This is a genomic window from [Clostridium] fimetarium (assembly GCF_900111235.1).
In the GTDB taxonomy this organism is placed as follows: Bacteria; Bacillota; Clostridia; order Lachnospirales; family Lachnospiraceae; genus Clostridium_N; species Clostridium_N fimetarium.
The window spans coordinates 75,966-101,198 of sequence record NZ_FOJI01000002.1; the positions used below are offsets into that span (position 1 = coordinate 75,966).

A 25,233-nucleotide genomic window follows, 5' to 3' on the forward strand; every position below is an offset into this window, starting at 1 on the left:
GATATTACATTTTTTTTTAAATTTAGTCATAAAATAATGAACATTTGTCGTATTATGGAATATTAATAATATTGAGGGTGTAATTTTGCCGTTCGTTAAAAAAAATAAGGGATTAAAAAACAGATTTTTAGAAAACAAAACCAATTAATTCTACAGAATTGTGGAAGAAAGTGAGTGAATACATTATGAATAAAGGAATTGATGTAAGTTCAAACAATGGAACGCTAGATTGGGGTGCAATAAAGGCGGATGGTATTCAATTTGCGATTATTAGAATTGGCTATGGTGATGATGAAGTCAATCAAGATGATGCACAGGCTAATGCGAATATGGATGCTTGTCAAAATCTAGGGATTCCATATGGCGTATATATATATTCCTATGCGATAAGCGAGAATGAGGTGAAAAGTGAAGTTCGGCACACGCTTAGAATGATTGAAGGAAGAAATCCGCAGCTAGGTGTATTTATAGATATGGAAGATTCAGACGGATACAAAACTAGGCATAACCTAGTTCCAGAAGAAAACGGTGCAATATTGACCAATTTCTGTTGTATCTACTGTAATGATATGACAAATTCTGGATATAAAGCAGGTATCTATGCGAATAAGAATTATTTCGACAATATACTCGATATTTCACGCTTTGATTCTTATATGAAATGGCTTGCTATTTGGGGACCAGATCAATGCCCAGCAGGGAACTGGATTTTATGGCAATATACAAGTGATGGGGTAGTTCAAGGGTCAAGTGCAAGAACTGATATGGATTACTATTATGGTGAGTTTCCAAATACAGAACCAGAGCCAGAACCAGAGCCAGAACCAGAGCCAGAGCCAGAACCAGAGCCAGAACCAGAGCCAGAGCCAGAACCAGAACCAGAACCAGAGCCAGAGCCAGAGCCAGAACCAGAACCAGAGCCAGAGCCAGAGCCAGAGCCAGAGCCAGAACCAGAACCAGAACCAGAACCAGAGCCAGAGCCAGAGCCAGAACCGGAACCAGAACCAGAACCTGTTAAAAAGTCAAAATGTTTTTTTCTAATGATAATAACAAATATTGTGAACTGGTTTAAAGGAATTCATTTCTAATGTGTAGTACTGATTTCTTATAATATATATAAGAAATAGCCATAAATCAAAGAAACAGAATAATTTCAATGGTTTGTGGCTATTGTTAACATTACTTACATGTAAAGCTTGAACAGATAGTTTGCCCAGCATCATTTGCACTTGAACCAGCAATATCAATATGGTCAGCACTACATTTGTTGCCATCATTAAAAGCACAATTAACGGCTTCACAGCCAACACTTAAATTTGTATTGGGAGTACGGGTTGAATTTTGAAATTCTGAGCTTTCCTTTTTAAAACTACCACAACAAGTATCATCTGTATGATCCGCTTTCGTACCTTTTACATCAATTTCAGATCTGCAACAACATCGTTCGTCGTTAAAGCCACAAGTTGAAACATTACAATCAAGAGCAGTCATAATAAACCTCCTATTAAGAATTTTTATATCAGATTTATTATGTCCATAAAATATAAAAATATAAAAATATTAAATATTAATACAAAACTATTAGTATCAAGAAATCTTAAATATTAAAATCAATAAAAAAATAGTTTTAAGAAGTAAACCTCTTAAAACTATTTTATCCTATACTTATTTTATTAGTTCAAATACAATATGTGAATCATAGTATTTAAAAATTGCTTTTGCAAGTATCTTATCTTTCGCTACATAGGTGTTTACCCAAAATCTTGAGTCCGCAGAATTATTTCTGTTATCACCCATCATAAAATAGCATCCGGCAGGAACCGCGTAATTTAAGACCTGAGAGCTGACTGACATAGGCTCTTTAATGTAAGGCTCATCCAATAATACATCATTGACATAAACGTGTCCCTCTTTAATGACTACATTATCACCTGGAAGACCGATAATACGTTTTACGTAGTTTTCAGATTCATTATCTGGAAATTTAAAAATAACCACATCAAGACGCTTTGGATCTGAAAAGAGATAAGACAGTCTAAAACCGATAAGTCGGTTTCCTTCCATAATAGTATCTTTCATTGAACCAGTAGGAACTTTTGCATTAACAATAATAAATTGATTACATATAAATGCGATTGAAATAGCAATTACAATTATTTTCATATAGCTTAAAAATTCTCGTAAAATACTATTACCAGTCTGATTTTCTTCATTATTGCTATTATTTTCAAAAGAAGGTTTATCAGATTCAGATAATTCGATTTCTTCTAAATCGTCGTATTCATTATTAGTTGTCATAGTATAAACCTTTCGTGCAAAATTTAACTATCGGAAATACAAATCGTATATTCTTAAAGTTAATTGCGGTATTCGTATTATAGAACCAATTAAAATCTCGATAAGCGATAATAACTGAAATAATCAATAATAACTGAATTATGTAATTATAGACTATTTTACTTAAAAGAACAATGCTTTTATTCGATAGTTCCTAGGTATGGATAATATTTCAAGAGGGCTTTGCCAATGATTTTATCTCTGGCAACATAAGTATTAATCCAACGTCGTGAATCTTTTGAATCGTTTCTGTTATCACCTAGCATAAAATAATGATCATCTGGAACGAGGTAAGGGCCAAAACTTCCAGTCATAGGTTCTTTCAAATAATCCTCATTATATATTTCTTCGTTAATGTACAAAACCCCTGATTTGATTTGTACAACGTCACCAGGTAAACCTATAACGCGTTTTATATAATCTATGGATTCATCATCTGGAAATTTAAAAATGACAACATCACCACGTTCTGGTGATGAGGTAATATATGATAGACGAAAGGCAATCAGGCGGTCACCGGTTTTGATTCCATTACACATGGAATCACTTGGAATCTGAGCATTTACAATAACAAAATTATTACATATTAATGCGATAACAATTGCTAATATAATTATTTTTGCATAGCCTACTAATTCTTTAAAAATCTGTGAAGATGTGTATTTCGTTGTCTTTGCAGCACTTTCTTTTATATTCCCCATAATATCCCTCTTCTTTTCTTCTTTTTTTATGTCACCATTAGCCTTTAGAAACTAAAAAGAGTTAGTGTAAAATATATACACTAACTCTTAATATTATAACCGTTTTAATTAAAAAGGACAATTTTTATTTTAGAGACTATTTAGCAAGTAGTATCATAATGTCGTTGCTTCTTACAATGAATCTAGTCATCTGATCAGGAGTAAGAGGAGCATGGCTTAGTAATGCAAGATCATAGAGCTGTTCGCATATCATATTTGTATTTTCGCTCTCTTTGTTGTTCATAATATACTGAACTAAACGATTGCTAGCATTTAGTACAAGCGTTTGACCCATGCCACCAAACATAGAAGGATCCATACCACTCATATTATACATCTTCATCATTTCTTGCATACGTCTGTTTTCTTCAGAAAGTGTAATCATTGAAGAGATATTAGCGTTTTTCAACTTCTCAACTTTGATTTCAAGTTTATCATTGTTCAGCGCTTTTTTAAATATTTCACTTAAACTTTCAGTGAGTCCTTTCAATTCATCTTCAGTAGTTTGTTCTTTGAAGACGTCTGACAGGTCTGCATCAATTCTTGCGAACTTCATCTTTTCATTCTTACTTTCAATATGAGTTACAAATGGTTGATCGATGTTTTGTGTAAGGATAACGGCATCGATACCTTCCTCTTTAAACATATTGATATATTGACTTTGTTCAGTTTCATTCGTTACATAGAAGATAGTATTCTCATGTTTTTCTTTGTTCTCTTCTAGGCACTGAGCAGCTGTAAGGTATTTCCCATCAAGATTTTTGAATATAATATAATCCTTCATTTTCTCATAGAATTTCTCGTCCTTTAAGCAACCATATTTGATAAATGGATTGATATCTTCCCAGTATTTTTCATAACTTTCTTTTTCAGTCTTGTACATACCTGAAAGCTTATCGCCAACTTTTTTCGTTATATAATCAGAAATCTTTTTGACAAATCCGTCATTTTGTAAAGCACTTCTTGATACATTCAGTGGAAGATCAGGACAGTCGATAACGCCTTTCAATAGAAGTAAGAATTCAGGAATAACTTCCTTAATGTTATCAGCAATAAATACCTGATTGTTGTATAACTTAATCGTTCCTTCCATAGTGTCATACTGTGTATTCAATTTAGGGAAGTATAGAATACCTTTTAAGTTAAATGGATAATCCATATTCAAATGAATCCAGAACAATGGCTCTTTGTAATCTTTAAATACGGAACGATAGAATTCCTTGTATTCTTCATCTGTACATTCATTTGGATGCTTTGCCCAAAGAGGATGAATTTCATTTAATGGAACAGGTCTTTTTAAAATCTTTGCTTTTTTCTTTGCAGGAACTGTTTCCTTGGTTTCTTTTGTGCCATCTTCATTTTCAATTTCTTCTGTTTTTGCTTCTTCGATAATTGTTTCAATAACAGTATCTTTTTCAGTCACATCAGCTTCGTCAATTGTTTCGTATTCAGGTTCGCCATTCTCTTTTTCAAGGAATATAGGAACAGGCATAAATGCGCAGTATTTTTCGATTACTTCACGTGCACGGAATTCATTTGAAAATTCATAGCTATCTTCATTTAGGTAAAGCGTAATCTCTGTACCAGGAGTTTCCTTTGTTCCATCTTCCATATCGTATTCAGTACCGCCATCACATTCCCAATGAACTGCTTTAGCACCTTCTGTAAATGAAAGTGTATCAATTGCAACTCTAGCAGATACCATAAATGCTGAATAGAATCCGAGACCGAAGTGACCGATAATTTGATCTTCATTGGTTTTATCTTTGTATTTTTCTAGGAAAGCTTCTGCGCCAGAAAATGCAATTTGGTTGATGTATTCATTGACTTCATCAGAAGTCATACCGATACCATTATCGATGAATTTGATTGTTTTATCTTCTGCGTTTAATTTTATTAAAATTTTAAATTCTTGATCTTCAGGTGCATTGTATTCACCCATGATTTCTAACTTCTTTAATTTTGTAATTGCATCACAACCATTTGAAATAAGTTCTCTAAAGAAAATATCATGATCTGAATACAACCATTTTTTAATTACTGGAAAAATATTCTCGCTGTTAATTGAAAGACTACCATGTTCATTTTTCATTATAAATTACTCCTTTAATATATATTTTAAACTATATTTCATATATTAGTACGCATATATTAGATTGTCAAGATAAAATTAGCACTCATTCACAAAGAGTGCTAACAAAGGTGGCGCTAAAGTTCTTCAAAATCAATATTATTCTGAGATAAAAACTGTTTTACATAGGAGTCGAACGCATGCTCAAGCGACTTGTCCATAGTAAATAATTTGATAGAAGAGCCTGTGATACAGGTAATCACTCCTTCAGCATATTTAATATTTAAAACAAGGCCATTAATATCATCTAAAGAAAATCCTAAATTGTTTGTTTCAATGAGCGTTGTAATATCTTTTGTGGCAAGAAGAAATATTATTTTCAAAAAGGAAGGTGTTTTGCTACCCTTTATTAATTCAAAGCAAAAGGGACGAAGCTTCTTCCATAATGAATATTCAGCACTATCGTTTGATTCTGGTTCTTCTGACGTATAGAAATTCTTATTGATTAGACCATTGATTTGGAAGGTATTGTATGTGGAAATAGTAGCCTCCGAAACATATAGATTATCAAAAGTATCTTTCACTAGAAGCTTCGTCATAAAATCCTTGGTATTGTTAATTTTAAGAGCGATCATATAGACCTCCAAGCAGTTTAATTATGTAGTAATAGTTATAGTACATATTTTAAAAGTAACCTTAAATGTATTATAGGGAATCCTGCATTTAAAAGCAATAATAAAAAGAAAGTTATTTATAAATAGATAAAAACCCTCTTCACAAACATTGAAATATATGGTATTCTTACATAGTATTAAAAACTAGATGATATTGAACTGATTAACGGAGGAAATAGTTATGAATTATAAAATAGTTGTTGATAGTTGTTGCGACCTACCAAAAGAAATAGCCAAGGACGATCATTTTTCATTTGCACCGTTAACATTAATGGTAGATGATTTTAGTATAATAGATGATGAAACATTTGATCAGGCAGATTTCTTGAAGAAAGTACGTGAAAGCAAGAATTGCCCGAAGTCAGCTTGCCCATCTCCGGAGCGTTATATGAATGATTTTGTAGGAGAAAACTTAGACGTATATGTAGTTACTTTATCAGCAGAATTAAGCGGAAGTTATAATAGCGCACAACTTGGACGCAACTTATATATAGAAGAGGGTGGAACCAATAATGTGCATGTATTTAATTCAATGTCTGCCTCTTGTGGAGAAGCTCTTATAGCAATGAAAGTCAAAGAACTAGTTGAGCAGGGATTAGCATTTGACGAAGTTGTTGCAATCGCTGAAGAATTTACACAACATATGAAAACATATTTTGTGCTAGAATCTCTTGAAACTTTAAGAAAGAACGGAAGATTGACAAATCTTCAGGCAATTATTGCAAGTGCCCTTAATATTAAGCCTTTAATGTCAGCTGAGGGTGGTAAGATTGTCAAACTCGACCAGGCTAGAGGTGTTAATAAGGCGTTAGCAAAGATGATAGCGATGATCAAAGAAAAAACGGTTGATTGTGAAAATAAGATATTAGCGATTGCACATTGCAATTGTTTTGAACGTGCTGAATATGTGAAGAGTGAGATTTCGAAGTTGATGAAATTTAAGGATATAATTATTGTGGATACTGCTGGAGTAAGTAGTATGTATGCAAATGAAGGTGGTATCATCGTTACAGTATAAAAAGATACATAGCTGTGTGCTATAAAAATAAAATGAATAAAAATGTAAAAATGTAAAAAAGAAAAATGCAAAAAGAAAAAGTGAAAAGTAAAAAGTAAAAAAGTAAAAATGCAAACATATAAATATGTAATATATGGAATCGGTGAGGAACAAACTTTGGTTTGACCTTGCCTTTTTTATTATCAAGAGTAGGTGGATTTTATGCTTGTATTTCAGAGGGAAAGAATATAAAATAATTTGACTACATACCATTTTGGAATATTTTGTAATGAGTATTTTAGATAAGAGAGTTTTGTAATGAAAATGCAAACAGAATCGAGAAGATGATGAAACCAAAGACAAACCTAAAAGTAATTCAAAAACGAATAGTGAAAGATGTCCTTGAGTTTAAGTGGGCAATCATTTGCCTTGTAATCTATTATATGTTAACCCATGAGGTATTTCATGCCTTTTGCCCTATGGTTATTGTGACGGGGCTTCCGTGCCCTGGGTGCGGTATGTCTAGATCTATTTTTTACCTGTTAACGGGACAATTTGGCAGGTCTTTTGCATTAAGTCCATTTGCGATTTTTTGGATTCTATTGGGGATTTGGTTTGTTTATGTAAGATATGTGAAAGGAAAGCGTGTGAAGGGTATTTATCTGTTCATGGGATGCCTTTGTGTGGCGATGATGGCTTATTATGTATATAGAATGTTTACGGTATTTCCTTCCACTGCACCAATGATTTATAGGGAAGATAATATTATCAATAATTTACTGAAATTACATTAGGTTCTAAAAATCATTTACATTTTTTGGATAAATATTATTGCACAGGAATAATAATATATGCTATTATAGAACTAGTTTTAACTTATGAGGAGAAAATCACATGACGTTTTGTAGAGATTGTGGAGCAAAATTAGAGGACGGTCAGGTATGCAATTGCAAACAACAGACCAGCCAACAACAAGAAAGTCAACAACAAGAAGGTCAACAACCAGAAGGTCAACAACCAAAAGGTCAACAACAAGAAGGTCAACAACCAGTAAATCAACAGCCCGTAAATCAACAACCTGTAAATCAACAACCAGTAAATCAACAGCCAGTAAATCAGCAACCAGTGAATCAACAACCGTTATACCAACAACGTCCATATCAACAGCCAGTAATGTATAATTGTAATCAGTCTAATTTAGAAGAACCTATGTCATTAGGCGATTGGCTAGTTACAATGTTGCTTATGTGTATTCCTTGTGTGAATATTGTATTGGCATTCGTTTGGGCATTTAGTAGTTCAGAGAAAAAAAGCAAATCGAATTTCTTTAAAGCATATTTAATAATGATTTTGATTGGAATTGCAATTTATATTGTAATTCTTATAATATTTGGAGCAGCTATAATGTCAATGGTTCCAAAGCGCGGATATACATATTATTAAAAAATAAATAATTACTTGTTAAGGAACCTATAGAATGGACTGCGAAAAGTCTATTGCTGTAGGTTCTTTTTTGTGTAAAGGGGTCCTAAACTTAAAATAAGACATTTACAAACACCGTATAATCTGATAAAATATATACGAACAAACGTTTGCAAATAAACCGACTCTAATGTTAAGAGGTTAAGAAATATAGGGGTGAATTAAGATTATGGATCAATCAAAAAACGTTATATTTCATGTAGATGTTAATTCAGCATTTCTAAGCTGGGAAGCTGCGTATAGAGTGGATGTGCTAGGAGAGACTGTTGATTTAAGAGAAGTTCCCTCCGTAGTTGGAGGCGACGAGGAAAAACGGCATGGAATTGTTTTGGCGAAGTCAACACCTGCTAAGAAGTTCAATATTCAGACTGGAGAACCGTTGGCTAGTGCAAGAAAAAAGTGCCCTAACTTAATCATTATCAAACCTAATTTCGACGTTTATGTGAAAGCATCTAAGGCATTTATAGAATTACTGAAAGGGTTTGCACCATGTGTTGAGCAGTATTCCATAGATGAAGTGTGGTGCGATATGACAGGAACGCAAAATATATATGGGACGCCTGTAGTGGCTGCGAATTATTTGAAAGATAGAATATATTCTGAATTAGGATTTACAGTAAATATAGGCATTTCCAGTAACAAGCTCCTTGCAAAGATGGCTGGTGATTTTCAAAAACCCAATAAAGTTCACACATTATTTCCTTGTGAAATCAAGGAAAAGATGTGGCCATTACCGGTAAGAGATTTGTTTTTTGTCGGAAGTTCCACAGAAAAGAAGCTTTACAACTTAGGCATTAAAACAATTGGACAATTGGCAAATACTGATGTGATGATACTAAAAAGTCATTTTAAAAAACATGGTGAAGTGATTTATAATTATGCGAATGGTTATGATTTTACTTCGGTAGTGACTGAACATCAAGCGAATAAGGGGTACGGTAATTCTATTACGGTTGCAATTGATATAACAGATTATGAGACTGCAAAGCAAGTTTTACTTTCTTTATGTGAGACAGTTGCTTCACGTCTTAGGGTGGATGGTGTCAAGACCTTATGTTTAGCTGTTTCTATTACAGATTGTGAATTTTGTTATTCCACACATCAGAAGCAGTTTTTAAACGCTACAGATGTTACAAATGAATTGTATCAAAAAGCTTGCGAGATATTCCTTGAGTTATGGGATAAGAAAGCACCAATTAGGCAACTTGGCGTGCAATCTAGTAAGGTATCATTGGAGTGCTTTCGTCAATATGATTTGTTTGATATGAACAATTACGATAAGCTTTCAAAGCTTGATAAGGCGGTCGATAATATTCGTAATAAGTATGGGGAAGATTCAATAAAACGAGCGAGCTTTTTACAAAGCGAAGTTTCACATATGACTGGTGGAATATCCAAGGAGAAAAGAACTGGTGGAGTATCTAAAGAAGATTAGATACCCCACTATTTTTTTGGACTTTATTGCGAATCTTGTACATATAATAAAACACCAGTAATCTTAATAAAATATTAACTGACACTACTAAATCATCCCAGGGAGGAAAAAAATGAATATTGATCGTTCAGAATTAAAAGGGAAGGCCAAAAGTGCACTACAAGGTAAAGGGGGAACAATGGCTTTGACCATTGTCGTTTATTTTGTTTTATGCGTTGCTGCGGGATTGGTTGCAATCATACCAATTGTTGGATTAATCGCAACTATATTAATTGTACCGTCAATTGAGTTGGGATTGATAATGATGGTGTTAAAGATAGCGAGGTTAGAATCTGTTCAGGTATCAGATTTGTTTAGCGGATTTAATTTTATTTTTAAAGCGTTTGCAGTAACCTTTATGGTAGGGTTATTTACATTCTTATGGACATGTTTGCTTATTATTCCAGGTATTATAGCATCTTATAGGTATTCTATGGCAATGTACATACTAGCAGATAATCCCGAAATAGGAGTTATGGAAGCAATCGCTTTAAGTAAGAAAATGACAAAGGGATATAAGTGGAGCTTGTTTGTATTGCAATTGAGTTTTATAGGATGGGCAATATTAGCAAATTTCACATTTGGCATATTATATTTATGGTTGACTCCATATATGCTTGTAACAACCGGCTACTTCTATCTTAAAATCAAGGGTGAAGTTGTCAAAGCTGAACCAGCTGTTACGCCTATCGTTGCGCCCGTCGTTGTTCCAGTCTTTGTTCCAGTAGTTGAACCAGTGGTTAAAGCAGTGGTTAAAGCAGTAGTTGAACCAGTAGTTGAACCAGTCGTTGAACCAGTAGTTGAACCAGTCGTTGTTCCAGTCGTTGAACAAGTCGTTGAGACCGTCGTTGAACAAGTCGTTGAGCCAGTCGTTGTGCCGATCGTGGAACCAGTGGATAAGCCTGCAGTTGAACCAGTCGTTGCTCCAGTCGTTGAACCAGTAGTTGAACCAGTAGTTGTCCCAGTCGTTGAACCAGTAGTTGAACCAGTAGCTGAGCCAGTAGTTGCGCCAGTAGAAGAGCCAGTAGTTGAACCTACAGTTAAACCGGTAGCTGAGCCAGTAGCTGAATCAGTAGTTGAATCAGTAGATGAGCCAGCGGATGCACCTGTAGTTGAACCTGTCGTTGAATCGGTCATTGAGTCGACAATTGAACCATAAATAATAGAATGAGTAAATGTTTTTACATTGAAATAATTATATATAAGTAAATTGTAAAATGAAGGGTGCGTTTTGTTGTAACGCACCCCTCATTTTAATTCACGATAAGATATTTTCTTTTATATTCTATAGATTCAATCTCAATGATCGTTCCTTCTGGGATTTCGATTGAAATAGTTAGAATCTTTGTGCTTTTAATCGATATATTTTGTAAAACACAATCTGTTTTGTCAGGTGCTAATTGAACGGAAGACAGTATCTGATCATTTTCACTAAGATTCAGAATACTAGAGCCTTGAGAATTGCTAGCCATGCGGTAATGTAATATGACTGAATATTCACCTTTTATTGCTTGAACTGTACCACTTAGTACTGTTCCTGCAGTTCCATTGGAGTGAAGAATTCCATTCGTATCTATGACTGCATTTTGTGTATTGTACATATAAGAATAAGGAAAATCAAAGCTCTTGCTTCTGTCCCTTTTTGGAAATCCAGAAATATAATCAAATGGGTTAGACTGTAATTCGTAAAGATTATAGTCATGGTATGAAAAAGAATCTATTAGGACAGCATGGTCCTTGTAGTAGCTAGGAAGACTTTCGAAGATATTCTTTTGGGTAAGTATTGCAGTTTTTCCAACATAATTGCTGTTTTCAAGATTTGTGTCGGACATCACCCACCAACTGACATTGCTTCCATCAGAAACAATGAATTCAGAGTCATCCATAGTCTTTAAAATCTTTCCATCTACCTCATTTTGAACTGCACTATCACGGATAACATTGACTAGTCCAATTCCTTGATTATCAATGTCAGTTTTAATTGCTTTTAATTGATCATAGCCGTCATTTATACGATATGCATAAGAAAATAGTCCAATGTTGAGTATCAAGCAAATGGAAACTAATCCAACAAAATATATATTTCGAAGAGATTTGTTATGATGCATAGATATGAAGTCTGTAAGATAACCAACATATATAAATAACGGAAGTATAGGGATAATTAGATATCGGTATTCAAATGTCACACTTCCATAAGTTGTATCTACAAAGAATAAAATTCCCAAATTGACAATGATGAGAGCTAGTGACATTTCAATAAATTTATCATGTTCTTTTTTTAGAAAGCTTTTCCTAATGATAAAAAATAATGAAAATAACATTAGAAAAATTAATATTAGTTTTAGCATTAGAGAAATCCCTTCTGCACTTAGGACAGCAACAGATTTATCTGATTTAATACCACCGAACAATTCAAAAATCCCCACAAGCGTATTAATAAAGTTTCGACCAAAATTGACTCCAGTTGTAAATGCTTTCCCTTCGACTGCATCTGTCATATTCATGAATTTCGAAATTAAAATTCCAATGCTTGCTATTATAACTGATAGAAATGGAAAATACACGATTGGGTTTTTAATACATTTCAAGTTAAAATTGTCCTCGCGAATATAATTCACAAACACAAATATTACAATCGGAATCACGCAACTGATTAATGCATACAACGAAGAAGAACAGCTAGATGTAAATAACAAAACAATAAAAGCAAGGCATATCGCCCATTGATTCTGTAAAGTTTTTCCAGCGTAAAATTCCAACATGATACTAACAAACATCATCGTAAGAAGTGCCCTGATATTATAAGAAGCCTGTGAAGCCAAGAGCATATTCATATAATCAAGCTGTCCAATGGAATAAGGTGTCAGTAATAGCAGAAATACAACTAGTTTTCCAGTTCTGCTAATTTTAATTCTCTTACATATTCGATAATAAATGTATAGGAATGCATATAATATAATATTATTTGCCATTCCATATGCAAAATAGATTTTATGAAAAACTCCATACAACAGTGCCGCAAGTGGAATAGAGGTATCCCATCCCAAGTTTGTTGTATACCACCAGTCATTTAAAAATAGGCTTTTTTGTTCCCAAGATTTTACAGCCTGAATTAAAGCTGGTGCTGAATCAAAATCTAGAATATAGGATAGCCGGAAGAGGTTGTAGAAGGTTAAAGCCAAAATCTGACTCATTACCAAAATAAAAAGTATAACCTCTGTTTTATTTGAAAAATATTTTCTGAAGTTCATTATTATTTCCCCTTATTTTATATGGAATAAATACAAGAAACAAAGTATATCAAATCAATCAATGATTTGATATGTTAGAAGTTTATTTTATTACATATTTTATAAACTAGCAACATTAAAAAAATAATAATACAATTGAAATTGTCATGACCTTAGACAAAGCTAGGTATTGACAATAAAGTCCGGATATAATATAGTATTGAAGGTTAGTTTGCTTTCGTGGCTCAGGTGGTAGAGCGACTGATTCGTAATCAGTAGATCGAGGGTTCGAGTCCCTTCGGAAGCTTAATCATTCTAAAAACCGCAAGTCCAAGATATTACAGGGCTTGCGGTTTTTAAATGCTTGTAAAAGTTACATTTGTTACTTTTGTAAAATAATTTTAGAAAAGTATAACGTGATACTTGTAATTATAGAATATCTGATGTATACTAAAAACATAAGAATATTCAGAATATTTTTATAACCTTTTTTATTCTTTATACTCCCCTTAAAGGCAACTTCCTCCCTCGCAGTTGCCTTTTTTATATAGAAAATATTAAATTAGAAATTTTAAATAGAAATATTAAAATAGTAATTATTAAATGAAACAAAAATTGGCTAGTCACTTTGTAATATAGTGACTAGCCAATTTTTTGATTTAAATTTATAATGATTTTATTTGGCATAAAGTTCATAAACAGTATCAAGGAATCTTTTTTCTAAATCAGAAATCAATGTATTTGTATCAATTCCTTGTTGTGAGGGTACAAATCCTCCAGCCATAAGTTCATGGCCACCACCATTTCCAATGCCAAGTAATGCTTTGGTCGCAATTAAACCTGCATCATATTGCTTTTGGCTTCTGATTGAAAGCCTAATTCCATCCTCTTTTTCAGAATATACAACTGACAGATTAACTTCATCTAATGCAAGCATAAAATCTGAAATTGTTGCAATTAGTGCTTCGGGGCACCCGGCTCCAGTATTTGCAAAGCTAATATTGTTATATACTTTAATGCTACTAATTGCATTTACATATGCGTGCAAATCATCAAATTGGATCGTACCCATTTCTAATGATTTAATAATGTCGCGATCACAGAGCTTATATAATTTATAAAACATTTCCAAATCTAAATCAGATACTCCCCTAGACATATTTGCCGTATCTACTTTAATGGCAAACATGAATGCAGTCGCTAGATTCTTGTCAATTTCAATTTGGCTTTCATAAAAGTATTCTGCAATGATTGATGCGCATGCACCAACGTCAGGCCTTATATCTGAATATAGATAATTTATTTTTTCTTTATCATATGTTTTGTGATGGTCAATACATATAATCTCAACACCGGGTATATTAATGATATTAGAATTCCCTTTTTGTCCATCTACAAGAATTATCATATCTTCAGAATTCAGGGTGCGAATATCATCCATATCATCCATATTAACAATTTCAATTCCAAGCTGACTAACCATTTTGCATGTACTACTTCTATCAATTTTCCCATAATAACAAATTGTTGAGTCTATATTCTTACATTTTAACAGTTTCTGAATACCATATGCACTAGCAATCGCATCAGGATCAGGAAAATTATGTGTCTGAATGTATATGTGATTCCCACTTATACATTTTACTATTTCTTCCAATTTAGTCATTTTATATTTTTTCCTTATCATATAATAAATATGTTATTAGTATTTTACCGTTCAATCTTCATATTATACATAATATTCACTTTAGTTTCAACAAAAGATTGATATTAGGCAGATTCCTATTAAATCAGTTCCTTTTTATAAGAACTTACTTCGCAATTTTTCATAAACTATATGATAAGAACTTTTCGTTCTTAATATGACAATAGGAGGTAATATGAAACCAATCCTTGAAATCGGTAACGTAACTTATTCTTACCATACACTACAAGGTGAAACCACGGCATTAAACGATATTAACCTATCTGTTATGCCCGGACAATTTATATCTATAGTAGGTCCATCTGGTTGCGGAAAATCTACTTTGCTTTCACTTATTTCAGGTCTAATTAAGCCAGATTCAGGTTCGATTAAAATAAATGAAAAAAAAATTGAAGATTCAAATACCAATATTGGATATATGCTTCAAAAAGACAACCTTTTTGAATGGCGTACTGTATATAGTAACGTACTTCTAGGATTAGAAATCCAAAACAAAATCACCAAATCTACCACAGAAACGATTAATGAAATGTTAAAAGCATATGGTCTTGAGAACTTTAAAGATGCTAGACCATCACAACTGTCTGGTGGAATGAGGCAAAGGGTTGCCTTGATTAGGACACTAGCGTTAGAACCTGACATTTTGCTTCTGGATGAACCGTTCTCCGCGTTGGATTATCAAACGAGGCTAGAAGTGTGTGATGATATTGGCGCTATTTTACGAAGAGAAAGTAAAACAGCAATTTTGGTCACACATGACTTATCAGAAGCCATTTCAATGGGAGATATTGTGGTTGTACTTTCAAAGCGTCCAGGTAAAATACGAAAAATTGTAGAAATAGATATGGAAATTCCAAATCGTACGCCAATATCGTCAAGGAGTTCCCCTAAATTTAAGGATTATTTTAACTTAATATGGAAGGAGCTAACTGATAATGTCTGAAATGCAGGAAAAATATATCAAAAATTTCAAAAAGCAGAAATACAAAGTTCTATTTTTTAGAATAATGCTATTTGTTATATTTATCGGTGCATGGGAAGTTTCAACTCGTTTTAAATGGATTGATTCATTTATATTTAGTTCGCCCTCACGCGTTTTAATTACATTTATAAACATGTGCAAAAATGGACAAATTTTTCTTCATGTAGGCATTACTTTAATAGAAACGTTGGTTAGTTTCTCTTTAGTTATCTTAATAGGACTTGGGATGGCAATCTTACTTTGGATGTGTGAACTATTTTCAAAAACAATTGAGCCATATCTTGTAATGTTAAATAGTCTCCCCAAATCTGCACTTGCGCCTATTTTGATTGTATGGCTAGGCAGCAATACAAGAACAATCATCGTTACTGCCGTATCGGTAGCCGTATTTGGGACGATTATAAGTATTTACACCAGTTTTAAGGGAGTTGACACCGAAAAAATAAAACTTATTTATACACTCGGGGGTAATAGAAAAGACATTCTGATTAAGCTGATTCTTCCTAGTTCACTGCCTATGATTATTAGTACTATGAAAGTTAATATAGGACTTTCCCTAGTCGGCGTTATTATTGGCGAATTTCTTGCCGCAAAGGCTGGACTTGGATATTTGATAATCTATGGTTCGCAAGTATTTAAATTAGATTGGGTAATCATGAGCATTGTAATTCTATGCATAATTGCAATTGGTTTGTACAGTATTATAAATCGAATTGAGAAAATGTATACAAAAAAAATCAGTGGTTGATTTCATAAAATCGTCTAAATAATACCACTATATCCGTGTGATGCTGATATAGTGGTATTTCTTGTTTACGACAATTAGATAAGAATAACCCTCTGATTCTTCAACAACTTATAACTAACAAAATAGGCAACAACAATAGCTAGTACAAAAATAGCGATATCCATCCAAAGTAAGTCAGTTCCCACAATCCAAATATAGAGATAAAATACTACAACAATCGTAATTATTCCGATGGAAACAGACAAAGCTTTCGTTAAAACGAAGCCAGATATGCCCTTGCCATATGCGAAGTACTCTAAGATTGAAAATAGAAAAAACGGTACAAATATCATTTTTAAATGTTCGATAGTACTTTCGTTCACTGCACTAAAAAAGCCAACAATAGGGTTATAATCAGACCATTTATATGTGAAGTGCAGAAGTGTCCCAAGAATTAGTGTAAAAAATATACCGATAATGTGCCATGACTTGATATTAACTTTTTCATTCATCACGAATTAAACCTTCCCAAAACAAATAGAATTATATAATAAAACTAGTATATCCAAATAAGTGATGAATATTATAAAAATATCGTATGTATAAAGTAAACGATATTTCAAATACTACTTATAAATCAATAAGGAGTATGTGACAATGGGAAAAAATGAAAGTAACATAAATATTAATACGGATGATAATAATGATAATAAAAAAGAAGAGTTAAAAGATAAACGAATAGAAGATTATGGACAAGTTATTTTAGATAAAAACAAGCAACATAAAAAGATCAATTTAATCAGCATAATTGGTGAAATTGAGGGGCACGAAGCCTTGCCAGCAACGACAAAAACTACTAAATATGAACATTTATTACCACAGTTAGCCGCGTTGGAGGACAGTGATGAAATAGAAGGCATCTTGTTTTTGATTAATACGGTTGGTGGAGATGTGAGCGCAGGGTTAGCATTAGCGGAAATGATAGCTTCACTTTCAAAACCAACTGTATCATTAGTATTAGGTGATTCTCATTCGATAGGTGTTCCGCTAGCAGTTGCTACAGATTATTCATTTATTGTACCAACAGGAACGATGATTATTCATCCAGTTAGAATGAGCGGAACAATTATAGGTGCTCCACAAACATATGACTATTTTAAAATAATCCAAGATAGAATCGTAGGATTTATATCACATCATTCAAAATGTAAAAAGGAAAGAATAGAGAAAATGATGATGAATACTGGAATTCTTTCCAAAGACCTCGGGACGATTCTTGTTGGAGAAGATGCGGTTCGTGAGGGATTAATTAGTGAAGTTGGTGGTATCAAAGAAGCTTTGGATAAGATAAAATCTATGATTCAGAAAGAACAAATAGATTCTGATAAAAAAGAATAAATACAATACCCCAAGTATGTGAGATAAGTTTTTTTGCATATTGGGGTTGCTTTATGTTGGGGGATATTTAATCTATCCTTGTACAAATTAATGGGAAATGCTATAATATTGTTCTGGTTTTAATATGAGATAGTATGTCAGGAGGTAGTCTAATGGCTTCGAATGTACGTAAAAGAGGCAAAAATTCCAAGGCATCGACAAAACCGAATAATACAAGAACTGGCACTAAAAATGTGAATAATAGTAAGTCTAAATCTAGCGAATTGAGGGATGAGATTATTATATTATTCACCTTTGCATTTGCTATTATTTTGTTACTTAGTAATTTCCATCTGGCTGGAAGCATTGGTGTTGGAATTAACTGGTTTATGTTTGGGTTGGTAGGAATAATTGAATATATATTACCACTTATTGTTCTGATAAGTGTTTTGTTTTTAATTGCAAATAAACAACTGGGTGTAGCTAAGATTAAAACTGTGGCAGCGTATGTATTTACGTTGCTTTTATGTGGTTTTGTTCAGCTTATTATGAGTACACCAGCTAAGATAAGTTCTGTTGGAACATTTTTTACATATTCTGCAGAAAAGAAGTTAGGCGGAGGGTTCATAGGAGGATTATTATGTAAGACATTGAGCCCATTAGGAACAGCTGGGTCATTTGTAATTTTGATCATATTTATAATAATTTGTATAATACTTATTACAGAGAAATCATTTATTAAGGGTGTAACGAATGGTGGCACAAAAGTGTTTAAGTCTGCAAAGGAAGATTATGCAAATTACAAAGAGCATTCTGATGAACGAAGACAAGAGCGGGAAAAAGAGCAAGAAGAAGCTGAATTGGAACGGATTCAGAGAATGGACAATAAAGTTAAGGGTGTAGCGCTTGATACAAGTATCCCCAAAGAAAACACTTCGAAAAATATTGATTTACATGAAATATCAATGGATTTTGACAAGCAAGATGAATTCTCAAACGATATATATGATCCAGATTTAGAAACAGTTCCTATGAATAACGAAGGCAATGAATTTGCAGATAATAGTGATAACATAGAAACCACAAGAAAACGTTCGAGAAAGTCTCGAATCAAGAATTCTGAGGCTTATGATGCAGTATCAGAGGCACAAGAACAGTTTCAGCAGGAAAGTATTGCTACATCTGAAACAGCAATAGAGGAAGGCCCTGGCAAAATCAACGATCATTTAAAAAACACAAAAACGAGAGAATATATATTTCCACCAATTAGTCTTCTTGATAGAAATGTAACAAAGAAGAATATTAATCAAAACAGAGAGAATAATGAGACAGCGGCAAGGCTTGTGCAGACGTTGCAAAATTTCGGCGTTAAAGTTACAATCACAAATATTAGCTGTGGTCCTTCTGTTACAAGGTATGAGATTCAACCGGAACAAGGCGTAAAAGTAAGCAAGATAGTATCTTTATCAGACGATATTAAGCTTAATCTCGCTGCAGCAGATATTCGAATTGAAGCACCAATCCCAGGTAAAGCAGCTGTCGGAATTGAAGTTCCTAACAAGGAAACGACAGGTGTAATGCTTCGTGAATTATTGGAATCCGATCCATTTACAAAGCACCCTTCGCCCATTGCATTTGCAGCTGGACGAGATATAACTGGGCAGATTATCATTGCAGATATCGCGAAGATGCCTCATTTACTGATTGCTGGTGCAACTGGTTCCGGTAAATCTGTTTGTATCAATACAATTATTATGAGTATTTTATATAAATCAGATCCAGAAGACGTTAAGCTGATCATGATTGATCCTAAGGTTGTTGAATTAAGTGTATATAATGGAATTCCACATCTTATGATTCCGGTGGTGACTGATCCAAAGAAAGCATCAGGGGCGCTTAATTGGGCAGTGGCTGAGATGACAGACCGATATAACAAGTTTGCAGAACAAAATGTAAGAGATCTCAAGGGATATAATGAAAAAGTATCTTATAGCAAGGATTTGGATGAGGAAACGAGACCGAAGAAGATGCCTGAAATCGTAATTATTATAGATGAACTTGCAGATCTTATGATGGTAGCGCCTGGTGAAGTAGAAGAGGCAATCTGTCGTCTAGCACAGCTTGCAAGAGCGGCTGGAATACATTTGGTAATTGCTACACAACGACCTTCTGTTAACGTAATCACAGGTTTGATTAAAGCAAATGTTCCATCAAGAATTGCATTTTCAGTATCATCTGGTGTTGATTCAAGAACGATTATTGATATGAATGGTGCCGAAAAGCTTCTTGGAAAAGGTGATATGCTGTTCTATCCATCAGGATATCCAAAACCGGTCAGAGTTCAGGGTACCTTTGTATCGGATAAAGAAGTTGGCAGAGTTGTGAAATTCCTCAAAGAACATATTGGTGATGTAGTATATAATCAAGAAGTTTCCACTAAAATCGAGAGTGCATCAATGAGTGACAGTCAGGCGTTCGGCGTAGAAAAAGATGCATATTTTGCGGAAGCTGGTAAGTTTATTATTGAAAAAGAAAAAGGCTCGATAGGAATGCTTCAAAGATATTATAAGATTGGTTTTAACCGCGCAGCAAGAATTATGGATCAGTTAGCGGATGCTGGCATTGTTGGTCCTGAAGAAGGAACTAAACCAAGAAAAATATTAATGACAATTGAAGAGTTTGAAGAATTCTTATTGAAGAATTCTATAAATACATAATTTTTATCAAATTATAGAACTGTTAAAAAATATGCAATCCAACTAAGAATATGAGAGGAAGAGAATACCTATGAAGAGTGATATTGAAATAGCTCAAGAAGCTATAATGCTTAATGTTAAGGATGTTGCAGCAAAGATTGGTGTGTCAGAAGATGATTTGGAGTTATACGGAAAATATAAGGCTAAGTTTTCCGAGCATTTGTATGATAAATGCAAAGATAATGAAGATGCGAAACTTGTTCTTGTAACGGCAATTAATCCTACCCCAGCTGGAGAAGGAAAAACAACAATTAGTGTCGGGCTTACAGAAGCATTATGTGAGTTAGGAAAGAATGCAATTGTCGCTCTTAGAGAGCCTTCACTTGGACCTTGCTTTGGAATGAAAGGTGGAGCTGCCGGCGGTGGATATTCACAGCTTGTACCGATGGAAGATTTGAATCTTCATTTTACAGGTGATTTTCATGCAATCACATCTGCAAATAATTTGCTTGCGGCTATGCTTGATAATCACATTCAGCATGGGAATGCACTTAATATCGATCCAAAAAGAATCACATGGAAAAGATGTATGGATATTAATGATAGAGCCCTTAGAAATATTGTTATTGGCATGGGAGGAAAAGCTGACGGCGTAATGAGAGAGGATCATTTTATCATTACTGTTGCTTCAGAAATAATGGCAATTCTTTGTCTTTCAGAAGATATGAAAGATCTTAAAAAGCGTCTTGGAATGATTGTTGTTGCGTATAATTCTAATGGGAAGCCTGTGACAGCAGATGACCTTAAAGCAACCGGTGCTATGTCTGCATTACTAAAGGATGCAATCAAACCGAACCTTATTCAGACACTTTCTGGTAATCCAGCAATTATTCATGGTGGACCATTTGCGAATATCGCACATGGTTGTAATAGTGTAAGAGCTACTAAGATGGCCATGAAACTTGGTGATATTGTTATTACTGAGGCAGGATTTGGCGCAGACTTAGGTGCAGAGAAGTTCTTTGATATAAAATGCCGTTTGTCAGGTTTGAAACCAGATGCAGTAGTCCTTGTAGCGACAGTGAAAGCATTAAAATATAATGGTGGCGTAGCAAAAAGTGAATTAGGTCAGGAGAACCTTAAAGCCTTAGCAAAAGGGATTGTTAATCTTGATAAGCATATTGAAAATATCAAAAAATATGGAGTTCCTATTATAGTGACGCTTAATTCATTTGTTACAGATACAGAAGCAGAATATGAGTTTATTAGAAAACATTGTGAAGATGCGCAATGTGAATTTGCACTTGCAAATGTATGGAAAGACGGCGGAAAAGGTGGAATAGACCTCGCACAGAAAGTCCTTAATACACTTGCAACTAAGCCAAGTGATTTTGCACCATTATATGAACTTGAATTATCAGTAGAAGAAAAGATAGAGACGATAGCACGAGAAATTTATGGTGCAGTAGGTGTGACTTATTCTGATGTTGCTAAGAAGTCCATTGCAGAGCTTGATAGCCTTGGATTTAAAAATATGCCTGTATGTATGGCTAAGACGCAGTATTCACTTTCAGATAATCCAAATCTGCTCGGTAGACCACGTGACTTTACGATTGATATAAGAGAAGTATATATAAACGCTGGTGCGGGATTTGTTGTTGCAATCACGGGTAAGATACTTACAATGCCAGGGCTACCTAAGGTTCCAGCAGCGGAGGGGATTGATTTTGATTGTGAGACCGATAAGATAACTGGGTTGTTCTGATGCAGGCGGAACGTACGTTATAATTATAGATTTTGCCTACCTTTCCTTCAAGCAGCATATTTTTTACAAGCCTCAGAGATGATGAAAAGACTCGCTTGCGCTCATTTTTCATCTGAGTCTTGACAAAATATAGGCGCTGCTTTCAGCCGGATTACGGCAAAATCTATAATTATAACGTAAGTTTCTGGCTACGTGAGAACGACGGGGATGCGGTTATTGGCTGTAAAAGCGTAAAAGCGTAAAAGCGTAAAAGCGTAAAAGCATAAAAGCATAAAAGCATAAAAGCATAAAAGCATAAAAGCATAAAAGCATAAAAAATAAAGAATAAAAGAATAAACTATATAAGAATATAAGAATACAAATAACAAAATTTAAAATATAATAAAGTATTTTGGATTAATGTTGGGAATTAAGGAGAAATGGGATAATGGCACAGATTATTGATGGGAAAGTGATTGCGGGACGGATTAAGGATGAATTGAAAGGGCGGGTTGCGGATTATAAGGCGGCGGGCGTGGAGATTACGTTGGCGGTTATACAGGTTGGTTGTGATCCGGCTTCTTCGGTTTATGTGAATAATAAGAAGAAGGCTTGTGAGTATATTGGAATTAAGTCCTTGGCTTATGAACTTGGTGATGAAACTACGCAGGAAGAATTACTTAAGATAATATGTGATTTGAATAATAGAGATGACGTGAATGGAATTTTAGTTCAGTTGCCTGTGCCAAAGCATATTGATGAAGACTTAGTGATTAAGTCAATTAATCCGAAGAAGGATGTTGACGGATTTCATCCAGAGAGCGTTGGAGCATTATGTATTGGTCAGCCGGGATTTGTATCATGTACGCCAGCTGGTATCATACAATTACTGAAACGTTCTAATGTTGATATTGAAGGTAAAGAATGTGTTGTGATTGGTAGAAGCAATATTGTGGGTAAACCGATGGCACTTCTTCTTTTGAGAGAGAATGGAACAGTAACAATTGCACACTCAAGAACGAAGAACTTGAAGGAAGTTGCGAAGAGAGCGGATATTTTAGTTGCAGCAATTGGTAAGCCAAAGTTCATCAATAAAGAATATGTAAAAGACGGAGCAGTTATTATTGATGTTGGTATCCATAGAATGGAAAATGGAAAACTTTGTGGAGATGTTGATTTTGACGATGTGATTGATACAGTAAGTGCAATCACACCAGTACCAGGTGGCGTTGGACCAATGACGATTGCAATGCTTATGAATAATTGTGTGGAATCAGTTGAAATTCAGAGAAGTAAGTGATTATAAAGAGCAGGAGGCTATGTAATGAAATTAATCAAATTACTGGAACATTTGGACTATGAGATAATGAACGGAAAACTTGAGGTAGAGGTTGGTAATCTTACTTCTGATTCAAGATTAGCAAAAGAAAACACAGTGTTTATATGTATCGTTGGTGCAGTATCAGATGGGCACAAATATATAAATGCTGTCGTAGAAAAAGGCGCTTCAGCTATTATTGTTCAAGATGGTGTGGATTTGACAAAAATCTGGTCAGAATCAAAGCTTCCTGAGGGTTTAACAATAATCAAGGTTAAGGATACAAGATATGCGTTTGCCTTCATGTCAGCCGCATATTTTGATTATCCTGCAAGTAAAATGTTTACAATTGGTATTACAGGTACGAAGGGTAAAACAACCACTGCATATATGGTTAGAAATGTGTTAGATGCATGTGGCATCAAGACTGGTCTGATTGGAACAATAGAAACAATTATTGGTGAGGATAAAAAGCCAGCTTGCAATACAACACCAGAGTCGTATGAAATACATGAGTCATTTGCAAAGATGGTAGAGGCTGGCTGCAAGGCAGTGGTAATGGAAGTTTCTTCACAAGGACTTATGCTTCATAGAACAGCAGGTATTACGTTTGATATTGGAGTTTTCACGAATCTTGAGCCAGATCATATTGGACCGAATGAACATGAATCATTTGAACAGTATTTAGAATGTAAGGCAATGTTATTCAAACAATCAAAGATTGCAATCGTAAATGCTGATGACGAGCATGTGGACGCAATTCTTAAAAATTCAACATGTACGGTAGAACGATATGGACTAGGCGATACAGCAGATATTAGAGCTACAAATATCGAATTTTTACATGAACCTGGTAAGATTGGCACTCAGTACCGAGCAAGCGGACTAGTAAATATGGATATTAAGTTACAAGTACCTGGAAAGTTTAGTGTGTACAATTCTCTTTGTGCAGTTGCAGTAACAAGACATTTTAAGGTTGATGAGGAAATATTAAAAAGGGCTTTATATGAAGTTCAAGTAAAGGGTAGAATAGAGATCATTCCTGTATCGGATAAATTCACACTTATGATCGATTATGCGCATAATGCAATGGCATTGGAAAGTATATTAAAAACTCTGAAAGAGTACCATCCACATAGATTAATTAGTTTGTTTGGTTGTGGTGGAAATCGTTCAAAACTGAGAAGATTTGAGATGGGTGAAGTATCGGGAACGTTAGCTGACTTGACAGTTATCACTTCGGATAATCCTAGATTTGAAGAGCCCGAGGCAATCATAGAAGACATAAAAACGGGTATGGCAAAGACTTTAGGAAAATATGTGACGATTATAGATAGAAAAGAAGCTATTAAGTATGTAATTGAACATGGAGAACCAGGTGATATTATTGTTCTTGCAGGCAAAGGACATGAGGATTACCAAGAAATTAAAGGCGTTAAGCATCCTATGGATGAGAGAGTCCTTATTGCAGAGGTGCTTGAGGAACTAAAAAACGAAGCATAAAACAACATAAGTATGAACGAACAAAAGAACTAACGTACAAAAGAACTAACATACAAACGAACAAACGTAAAAAAAAACAAATGTAAAAAAGAACAAACGAACAGAAGAACAAACCAACAGAAGAACGAACGAAAGAAGTAAATTATAAGGAACAACAGAACGAAAGAATTAGG

The 25,233-nt window shown here is 34.1% G+C and carries 21 protein-coding genes and 1 tRNA gene; 14 read left to right on the forward strand and 8 right to left on the reverse strand.

The features are described from left to right. Nucleotides 1-185 precede the first annotated feature (185 nt). The gene (locus tag BMY18_RS02795) at nt 186-1,088 is read left to right on the forward strand and encodes a GH25 family lysozyme (RefSeq protein ID WP_139197207.1); all 903 of its coding nucleotides are present in this window, start codon (nt 186-188) and stop codon (nt 1,086-1,088) included. A gap of 91 nt (nt 1,089-1,179) precedes the next feature. Here BMY18_RS02795 and BMY18_RS02800 read toward each other — a convergent pair whose 3' ends face one another. The 5 genes from BMY18_RS02800 to BMY18_RS02820 all read right to left on the reverse strand — a co-directional run bounded on the left by BMY18_RS02800 (nt 1,180) and on the right by BMY18_RS02820 (nt 5,783). Further along, nucleotides 1,180-1,491 (reverse strand): DUF1540 domain-containing protein, encoded by a 312-nt coding sequence (locus BMY18_RS02800; protein WP_092450382.1) that lies wholly within the window; start codon nt 1,489-1,491, stop codon nt 1,180-1,182. Between the two features lie 174 nt (nt 1,492-1,665). Continuing rightward, nucleotides 1,666-2,298 (reverse strand): signal peptidase I, encoded by a 633-nt coding sequence (gene lepB / locus BMY18_RS02805; RefSeq protein ID WP_092450384.1) that lies wholly within the window; start codon nt 2,296-2,298, stop codon nt 1,666-1,668. Nucleotides 2,299-2,477: 179 nt separating this feature from the next. Next, nucleotides 2,478-3,038 (reverse strand): signal peptidase I, encoded by a 561-nt coding sequence (gene lepB, locus BMY18_RS02810; RefSeq protein ID WP_092450386.1) that lies wholly within the window; start codon nt 3,036-3,038, stop codon nt 2,478-2,480. 136 nt (nt 3,039-3,174) lie between these two features. Next, nucleotides 3,175-5,169, reverse strand: coding sequence for a molecular chaperone HtpG (gene htpG, locus BMY18_RS02815; RefSeq protein WP_092450388.1), 1,995 nt, complete (start codon nt 5,167-5,169; stop codon nt 3,175-3,177). A gap of 116 nt (nt 5,170-5,285) precedes the next feature. After that, nucleotides 5,286-5,783 (reverse strand): DUF5721 family protein, encoded by a 498-nt coding sequence (locus BMY18_RS02820; RefSeq protein ID WP_092450389.1) that lies wholly within the window; start codon nt 5,781-5,783, stop codon nt 5,286-5,288. A 220-nt stretch (nt 5,784-6,003) separates the two neighbouring features. On the opposite strand from BMY18_RS02820, the gene BMY18_RS02825 reads away from it, so the two are divergent. The 5 genes from BMY18_RS02825 to BMY18_RS21235 all read left to right on the forward strand — a co-directional run bounded on the left by BMY18_RS02825 (nt 6,004) and on the right by BMY18_RS21235 (nt 10,934). Beyond that, on the forward strand, nt 6,004-6,840 hold the full coding sequence (locus tag BMY18_RS02825; RefSeq protein ID WP_092450391.1) for a DegV family protein: 837 nt from the start codon (nt 6,004-6,006) through the stop codon (nt 6,838-6,840). 326 nt (nt 6,841-7,166) lie between these two features. Next, complete coding sequence (locus BMY18_RS02830) at nt 7,167-7,613, forward strand: DUF2752 domain-containing protein (protein ID WP_170841269.1); 447 nt, start codon at nt 7,167-7,169, stop codon at nt 7,611-7,613. Nucleotides 7,614-7,713: 100 nt separating this feature from the next. Continuing rightward, on the forward strand, nt 7,714-8,262 hold the full coding sequence (locus BMY18_RS21230) for a hypothetical protein (protein WP_207647419.1): 549 nt from the start codon (nt 7,714-7,716) through the stop codon (nt 8,260-8,262). Between the two features lie 208 nt (nt 8,263-8,470). Continuing rightward, entirely contained in the window at nt 8,471-9,736 is a 1,266-nt protein-coding gene (locus tag BMY18_RS02840) for a Y-family DNA polymerase (protein ID WP_092450395.1), read from the forward strand. 112 nt (nt 9,737-9,848) lie between these two features. Beyond that, nucleotides 9,849-10,934 (forward strand): DUF975 family protein, encoded by a 1,086-nt coding sequence (locus BMY18_RS21235; protein ID WP_207647420.1) that lies wholly within the window; start codon nt 9,849-9,851, stop codon nt 10,932-10,934. 94 nt (nt 10,935-11,028) lie between these two features. Here BMY18_RS21235 and BMY18_RS02850 read toward each other — a convergent pair whose 3' ends face one another. Continuing rightward, nucleotides 11,029-13,029 (reverse strand): hypothetical protein, encoded by a 2,001-nt coding sequence (locus BMY18_RS02850; RefSeq protein ID WP_092450396.1) that lies wholly within the window; start codon nt 13,027-13,029, stop codon nt 11,029-11,031. A 213-nt stretch (nt 13,030-13,242) separates the two neighbouring features. Between BMY18_RS02850 and BMY18_RS02855 the strand changes: the two genes are divergently transcribed. Then, nucleotides 13,243-13,315: transfer RNA gene (locus BMY18_RS02855), tRNA-Thr, on the forward strand. 369 nt (nt 13,316-13,684) lie between these two features. Here the strand turns inward: BMY18_RS02855 and BMY18_RS02860 are convergent. Further along, on the reverse strand, nt 13,685-14,674 hold the full coding sequence (locus BMY18_RS02860) for a DHH family phosphoesterase (RefSeq protein WP_092450398.1): 990 nt from the start codon (nt 14,672-14,674) through the stop codon (nt 13,685-13,687). Nucleotides 14,675-14,888: 214 nt separating this feature from the next. Between BMY18_RS02860 and BMY18_RS02865 the strand changes: the two genes are divergently transcribed. Both BMY18_RS02865 and BMY18_RS02870 read left to right on the forward strand, forming a co-directional pair. Beyond that, entirely contained in the window at nt 14,889-15,656 is a 768-nt protein-coding gene (locus BMY18_RS02865; protein WP_092450400.1) for an ABC transporter ATP-binding protein, read from the forward strand. Beyond that, nucleotides 15,649-16,443, forward strand: coding sequence for an ABC transporter permease (locus tag BMY18_RS02870; protein ID WP_092450402.1), 795 nt, complete (start codon nt 15,649-15,651; stop codon nt 16,441-16,443). The genes BMY18_RS02865 and BMY18_RS02870 overlap by 8 nt, the downstream gene beginning before the upstream one ends. Nucleotides 16,444-16,517: 74 nt before the next feature. Here the strand turns inward: BMY18_RS02870 and BMY18_RS02875 are convergent, their stop codons facing one another. Next, the gene (locus BMY18_RS02875; protein WP_092450404.1) at nt 16,518-16,934 is read right to left on the reverse strand and encodes a DUF6512 family protein; all 417 of its coding nucleotides are present in this window, start codon (nt 16,932-16,934) and stop codon (nt 16,518-16,520) included. Nucleotides 16,935-17,079: 145 nt separating this feature from the next. Between BMY18_RS02875 and BMY18_RS02880 the strand changes: the two genes are divergently transcribed. The 5 genes from BMY18_RS02880 to BMY18_RS02900 all read left to right on the forward strand — a co-directional run bounded on the left by BMY18_RS02880 (nt 17,080) and on the right by BMY18_RS02900 (nt 25,060). Next, nucleotides 17,080-17,820 carry a ClpP family protease gene (locus tag BMY18_RS02880; protein WP_092450406.1) on the forward strand — a complete coding sequence of 247 codons (741 nt, stop codon included), beginning with the start codon at nt 17,080-17,082 and terminating at the stop codon, nt 17,818-17,820. A gap of 152 nt (nt 17,821-17,972) precedes the next feature. Then, complete coding sequence (locus BMY18_RS02885; RefSeq protein ID WP_242940944.1) at nt 17,973-20,516, forward strand: DNA translocase FtsK; 2,544 nt, start codon at nt 17,973-17,975, stop codon at nt 20,514-20,516. Nucleotides 20,517-20,586: 70 nt separating this feature from the next. Continuing rightward, nucleotides 20,587-22,260, forward strand: coding sequence for a formate--tetrahydrofolate ligase (locus BMY18_RS02890; protein ID WP_092450410.1), 1,674 nt, complete (start codon nt 20,587-20,589; stop codon nt 22,258-22,260). Between the two features lie 427 nt (nt 22,261-22,687). Next, a complete protein-coding gene (gene folD / locus BMY18_RS02895; RefSeq protein WP_092450412.1) occupies nt 22,688-23,539 on the forward strand; it encodes a bifunctional methylenetetrahydrofolate dehydrogenase/methenyltetrahydrofolate cyclohydrolase FolD in 852 nt (283 codons plus the stop codon). A gap of 24 nt (nt 23,540-23,563) precedes the next feature. Beyond that, nucleotides 23,564-25,060 (forward strand): UDP-N-acetylmuramoyl-L-alanyl-D-glutamate--2,6-diaminopimelate ligase, encoded by a 1,497-nt coding sequence (locus BMY18_RS02900; RefSeq protein ID WP_092450414.1) that lies wholly within the window; start codon nt 23,564-23,566, stop codon nt 25,058-25,060. The last annotated feature ends 173 nt before the right edge of the window (nt 25,061-25,233 follow it).

What these genes read in the sequence shown, in the direction of transcription:
- BMY18_RS02795 (WP_139197207.1), top strand. Translation starts at nt 186, where the DNA reads ATGAATAAAGGAATTGATGTAAGTTCAAACAATGGAACGCTAGATTGG.
- BMY18_RS02800 (WP_092450382.1), bottom strand. Translation starts at nt 1,491, where the DNA reads ATGACTGCTCTTGATTGTAATGTTTCAACTTGTGGCTTTAACGACGAA.
- lepB (WP_092450384.1), bottom strand. Translation starts at nt 2,298, where the DNA reads ATGACAACTAATAATGAATACGACGATTTAGAAGAAATCGAATTATCT.
- lepB (WP_092450386.1), bottom strand. Translation starts at nt 3,038, where the DNA reads ATGGGGAATATAAAAGAAAGTGCTGCAAAGACAACGAAATACACATCT.
- htpG (WP_092450388.1), bottom strand. Translation starts at nt 5,169, where the DNA reads ATGAAAAATGAACATGGTAGTCTTTCAATTAACAGCGAGAATATTTTT.
- BMY18_RS02820 (WP_092450389.1), bottom strand. Translation starts at nt 5,783, where the DNA reads ATGATCGCTCTTAAAATTAACAATACCAAGGATTTTATGACGAAGCTT.
- BMY18_RS02825 (WP_092450391.1), top strand. Translation starts at nt 6,004, where the DNA reads ATGAATTATAAAATAGTTGTTGATAGTTGTTGCGACCTACCAAAAGAA.
- BMY18_RS02830 (WP_170841269.1), top strand. Translation starts at nt 7,167, where the DNA reads ATGAAACCAAAGACAAACCTAAAAGTAATTCAAAAACGAATAGTGAAA.
- BMY18_RS21230 (WP_207647419.1), top strand. Translation starts at nt 7,714, where the DNA reads ATGACGTTTTGTAGAGATTGTGGAGCAAAATTAGAGGACGGTCAGGTA.
- BMY18_RS02840 (WP_092450395.1), top strand. Translation starts at nt 8,471, where the DNA reads ATGGATCAATCAAAAAACGTTATATTTCATGTAGATGTTAATTCAGCA.
- BMY18_RS21235 (WP_207647420.1), top strand. Translation starts at nt 9,849, where the DNA reads ATGAATATTGATCGTTCAGAATTAAAAGGGAAGGCCAAAAGTGCACTA.
- BMY18_RS02850 (WP_092450396.1), bottom strand. Translation starts at nt 13,029, where the DNA reads ATGAACTTCAGAAAATATTTTTCAAATAAAACAGAGGTTATACTTTTT.
- BMY18_RS02860 (WP_092450398.1), bottom strand. Translation starts at nt 14,674, where the DNA reads ATGACTAAATTGGAAGAAATAGTAAAATGTATAAGTGGGAATCACATA.
- BMY18_RS02865 (WP_092450400.1), top strand. Translation starts at nt 14,889, where the DNA reads ATGAAACCAATCCTTGAAATCGGTAACGTAACTTATTCTTACCATACA.
- BMY18_RS02870 (WP_092450402.1), top strand. Translation starts at nt 15,649, where the DNA reads ATGTCTGAAATGCAGGAAAAATATATCAAAAATTTCAAAAAGCAGAAA.
- BMY18_RS02875 (WP_092450404.1), bottom strand. Translation starts at nt 16,934, where the DNA reads ATGAATGAAAAAGTTAATATCAAGTCATGGCACATTATCGGTATATTT.
- BMY18_RS02880 (WP_092450406.1), top strand. Translation starts at nt 17,080, where the DNA reads ATGGGAAAAAATGAAAGTAACATAAATATTAATACGGATGATAATAAT.
- BMY18_RS02885 (WP_242940944.1), top strand. Translation starts at nt 17,973, where the DNA reads ATGGCTTCGAATGTACGTAAAAGAGGCAAAAATTCCAAGGCATCGACA.
- BMY18_RS02890 (WP_092450410.1), top strand. Translation starts at nt 20,587, where the DNA reads ATGAAGAGTGATATTGAAATAGCTCAAGAAGCTATAATGCTTAATGTT.
- folD (WP_092450412.1), top strand. Translation starts at nt 22,688, where the DNA reads ATGGCACAGATTATTGATGGGAAAGTGATTGCGGGACGGATTAAGGAT.
- BMY18_RS02900 (WP_092450414.1), top strand. Translation starts at nt 23,564, where the DNA reads ATGAAATTAATCAAATTACTGGAACATTTGGACTATGAGATAATGAAC.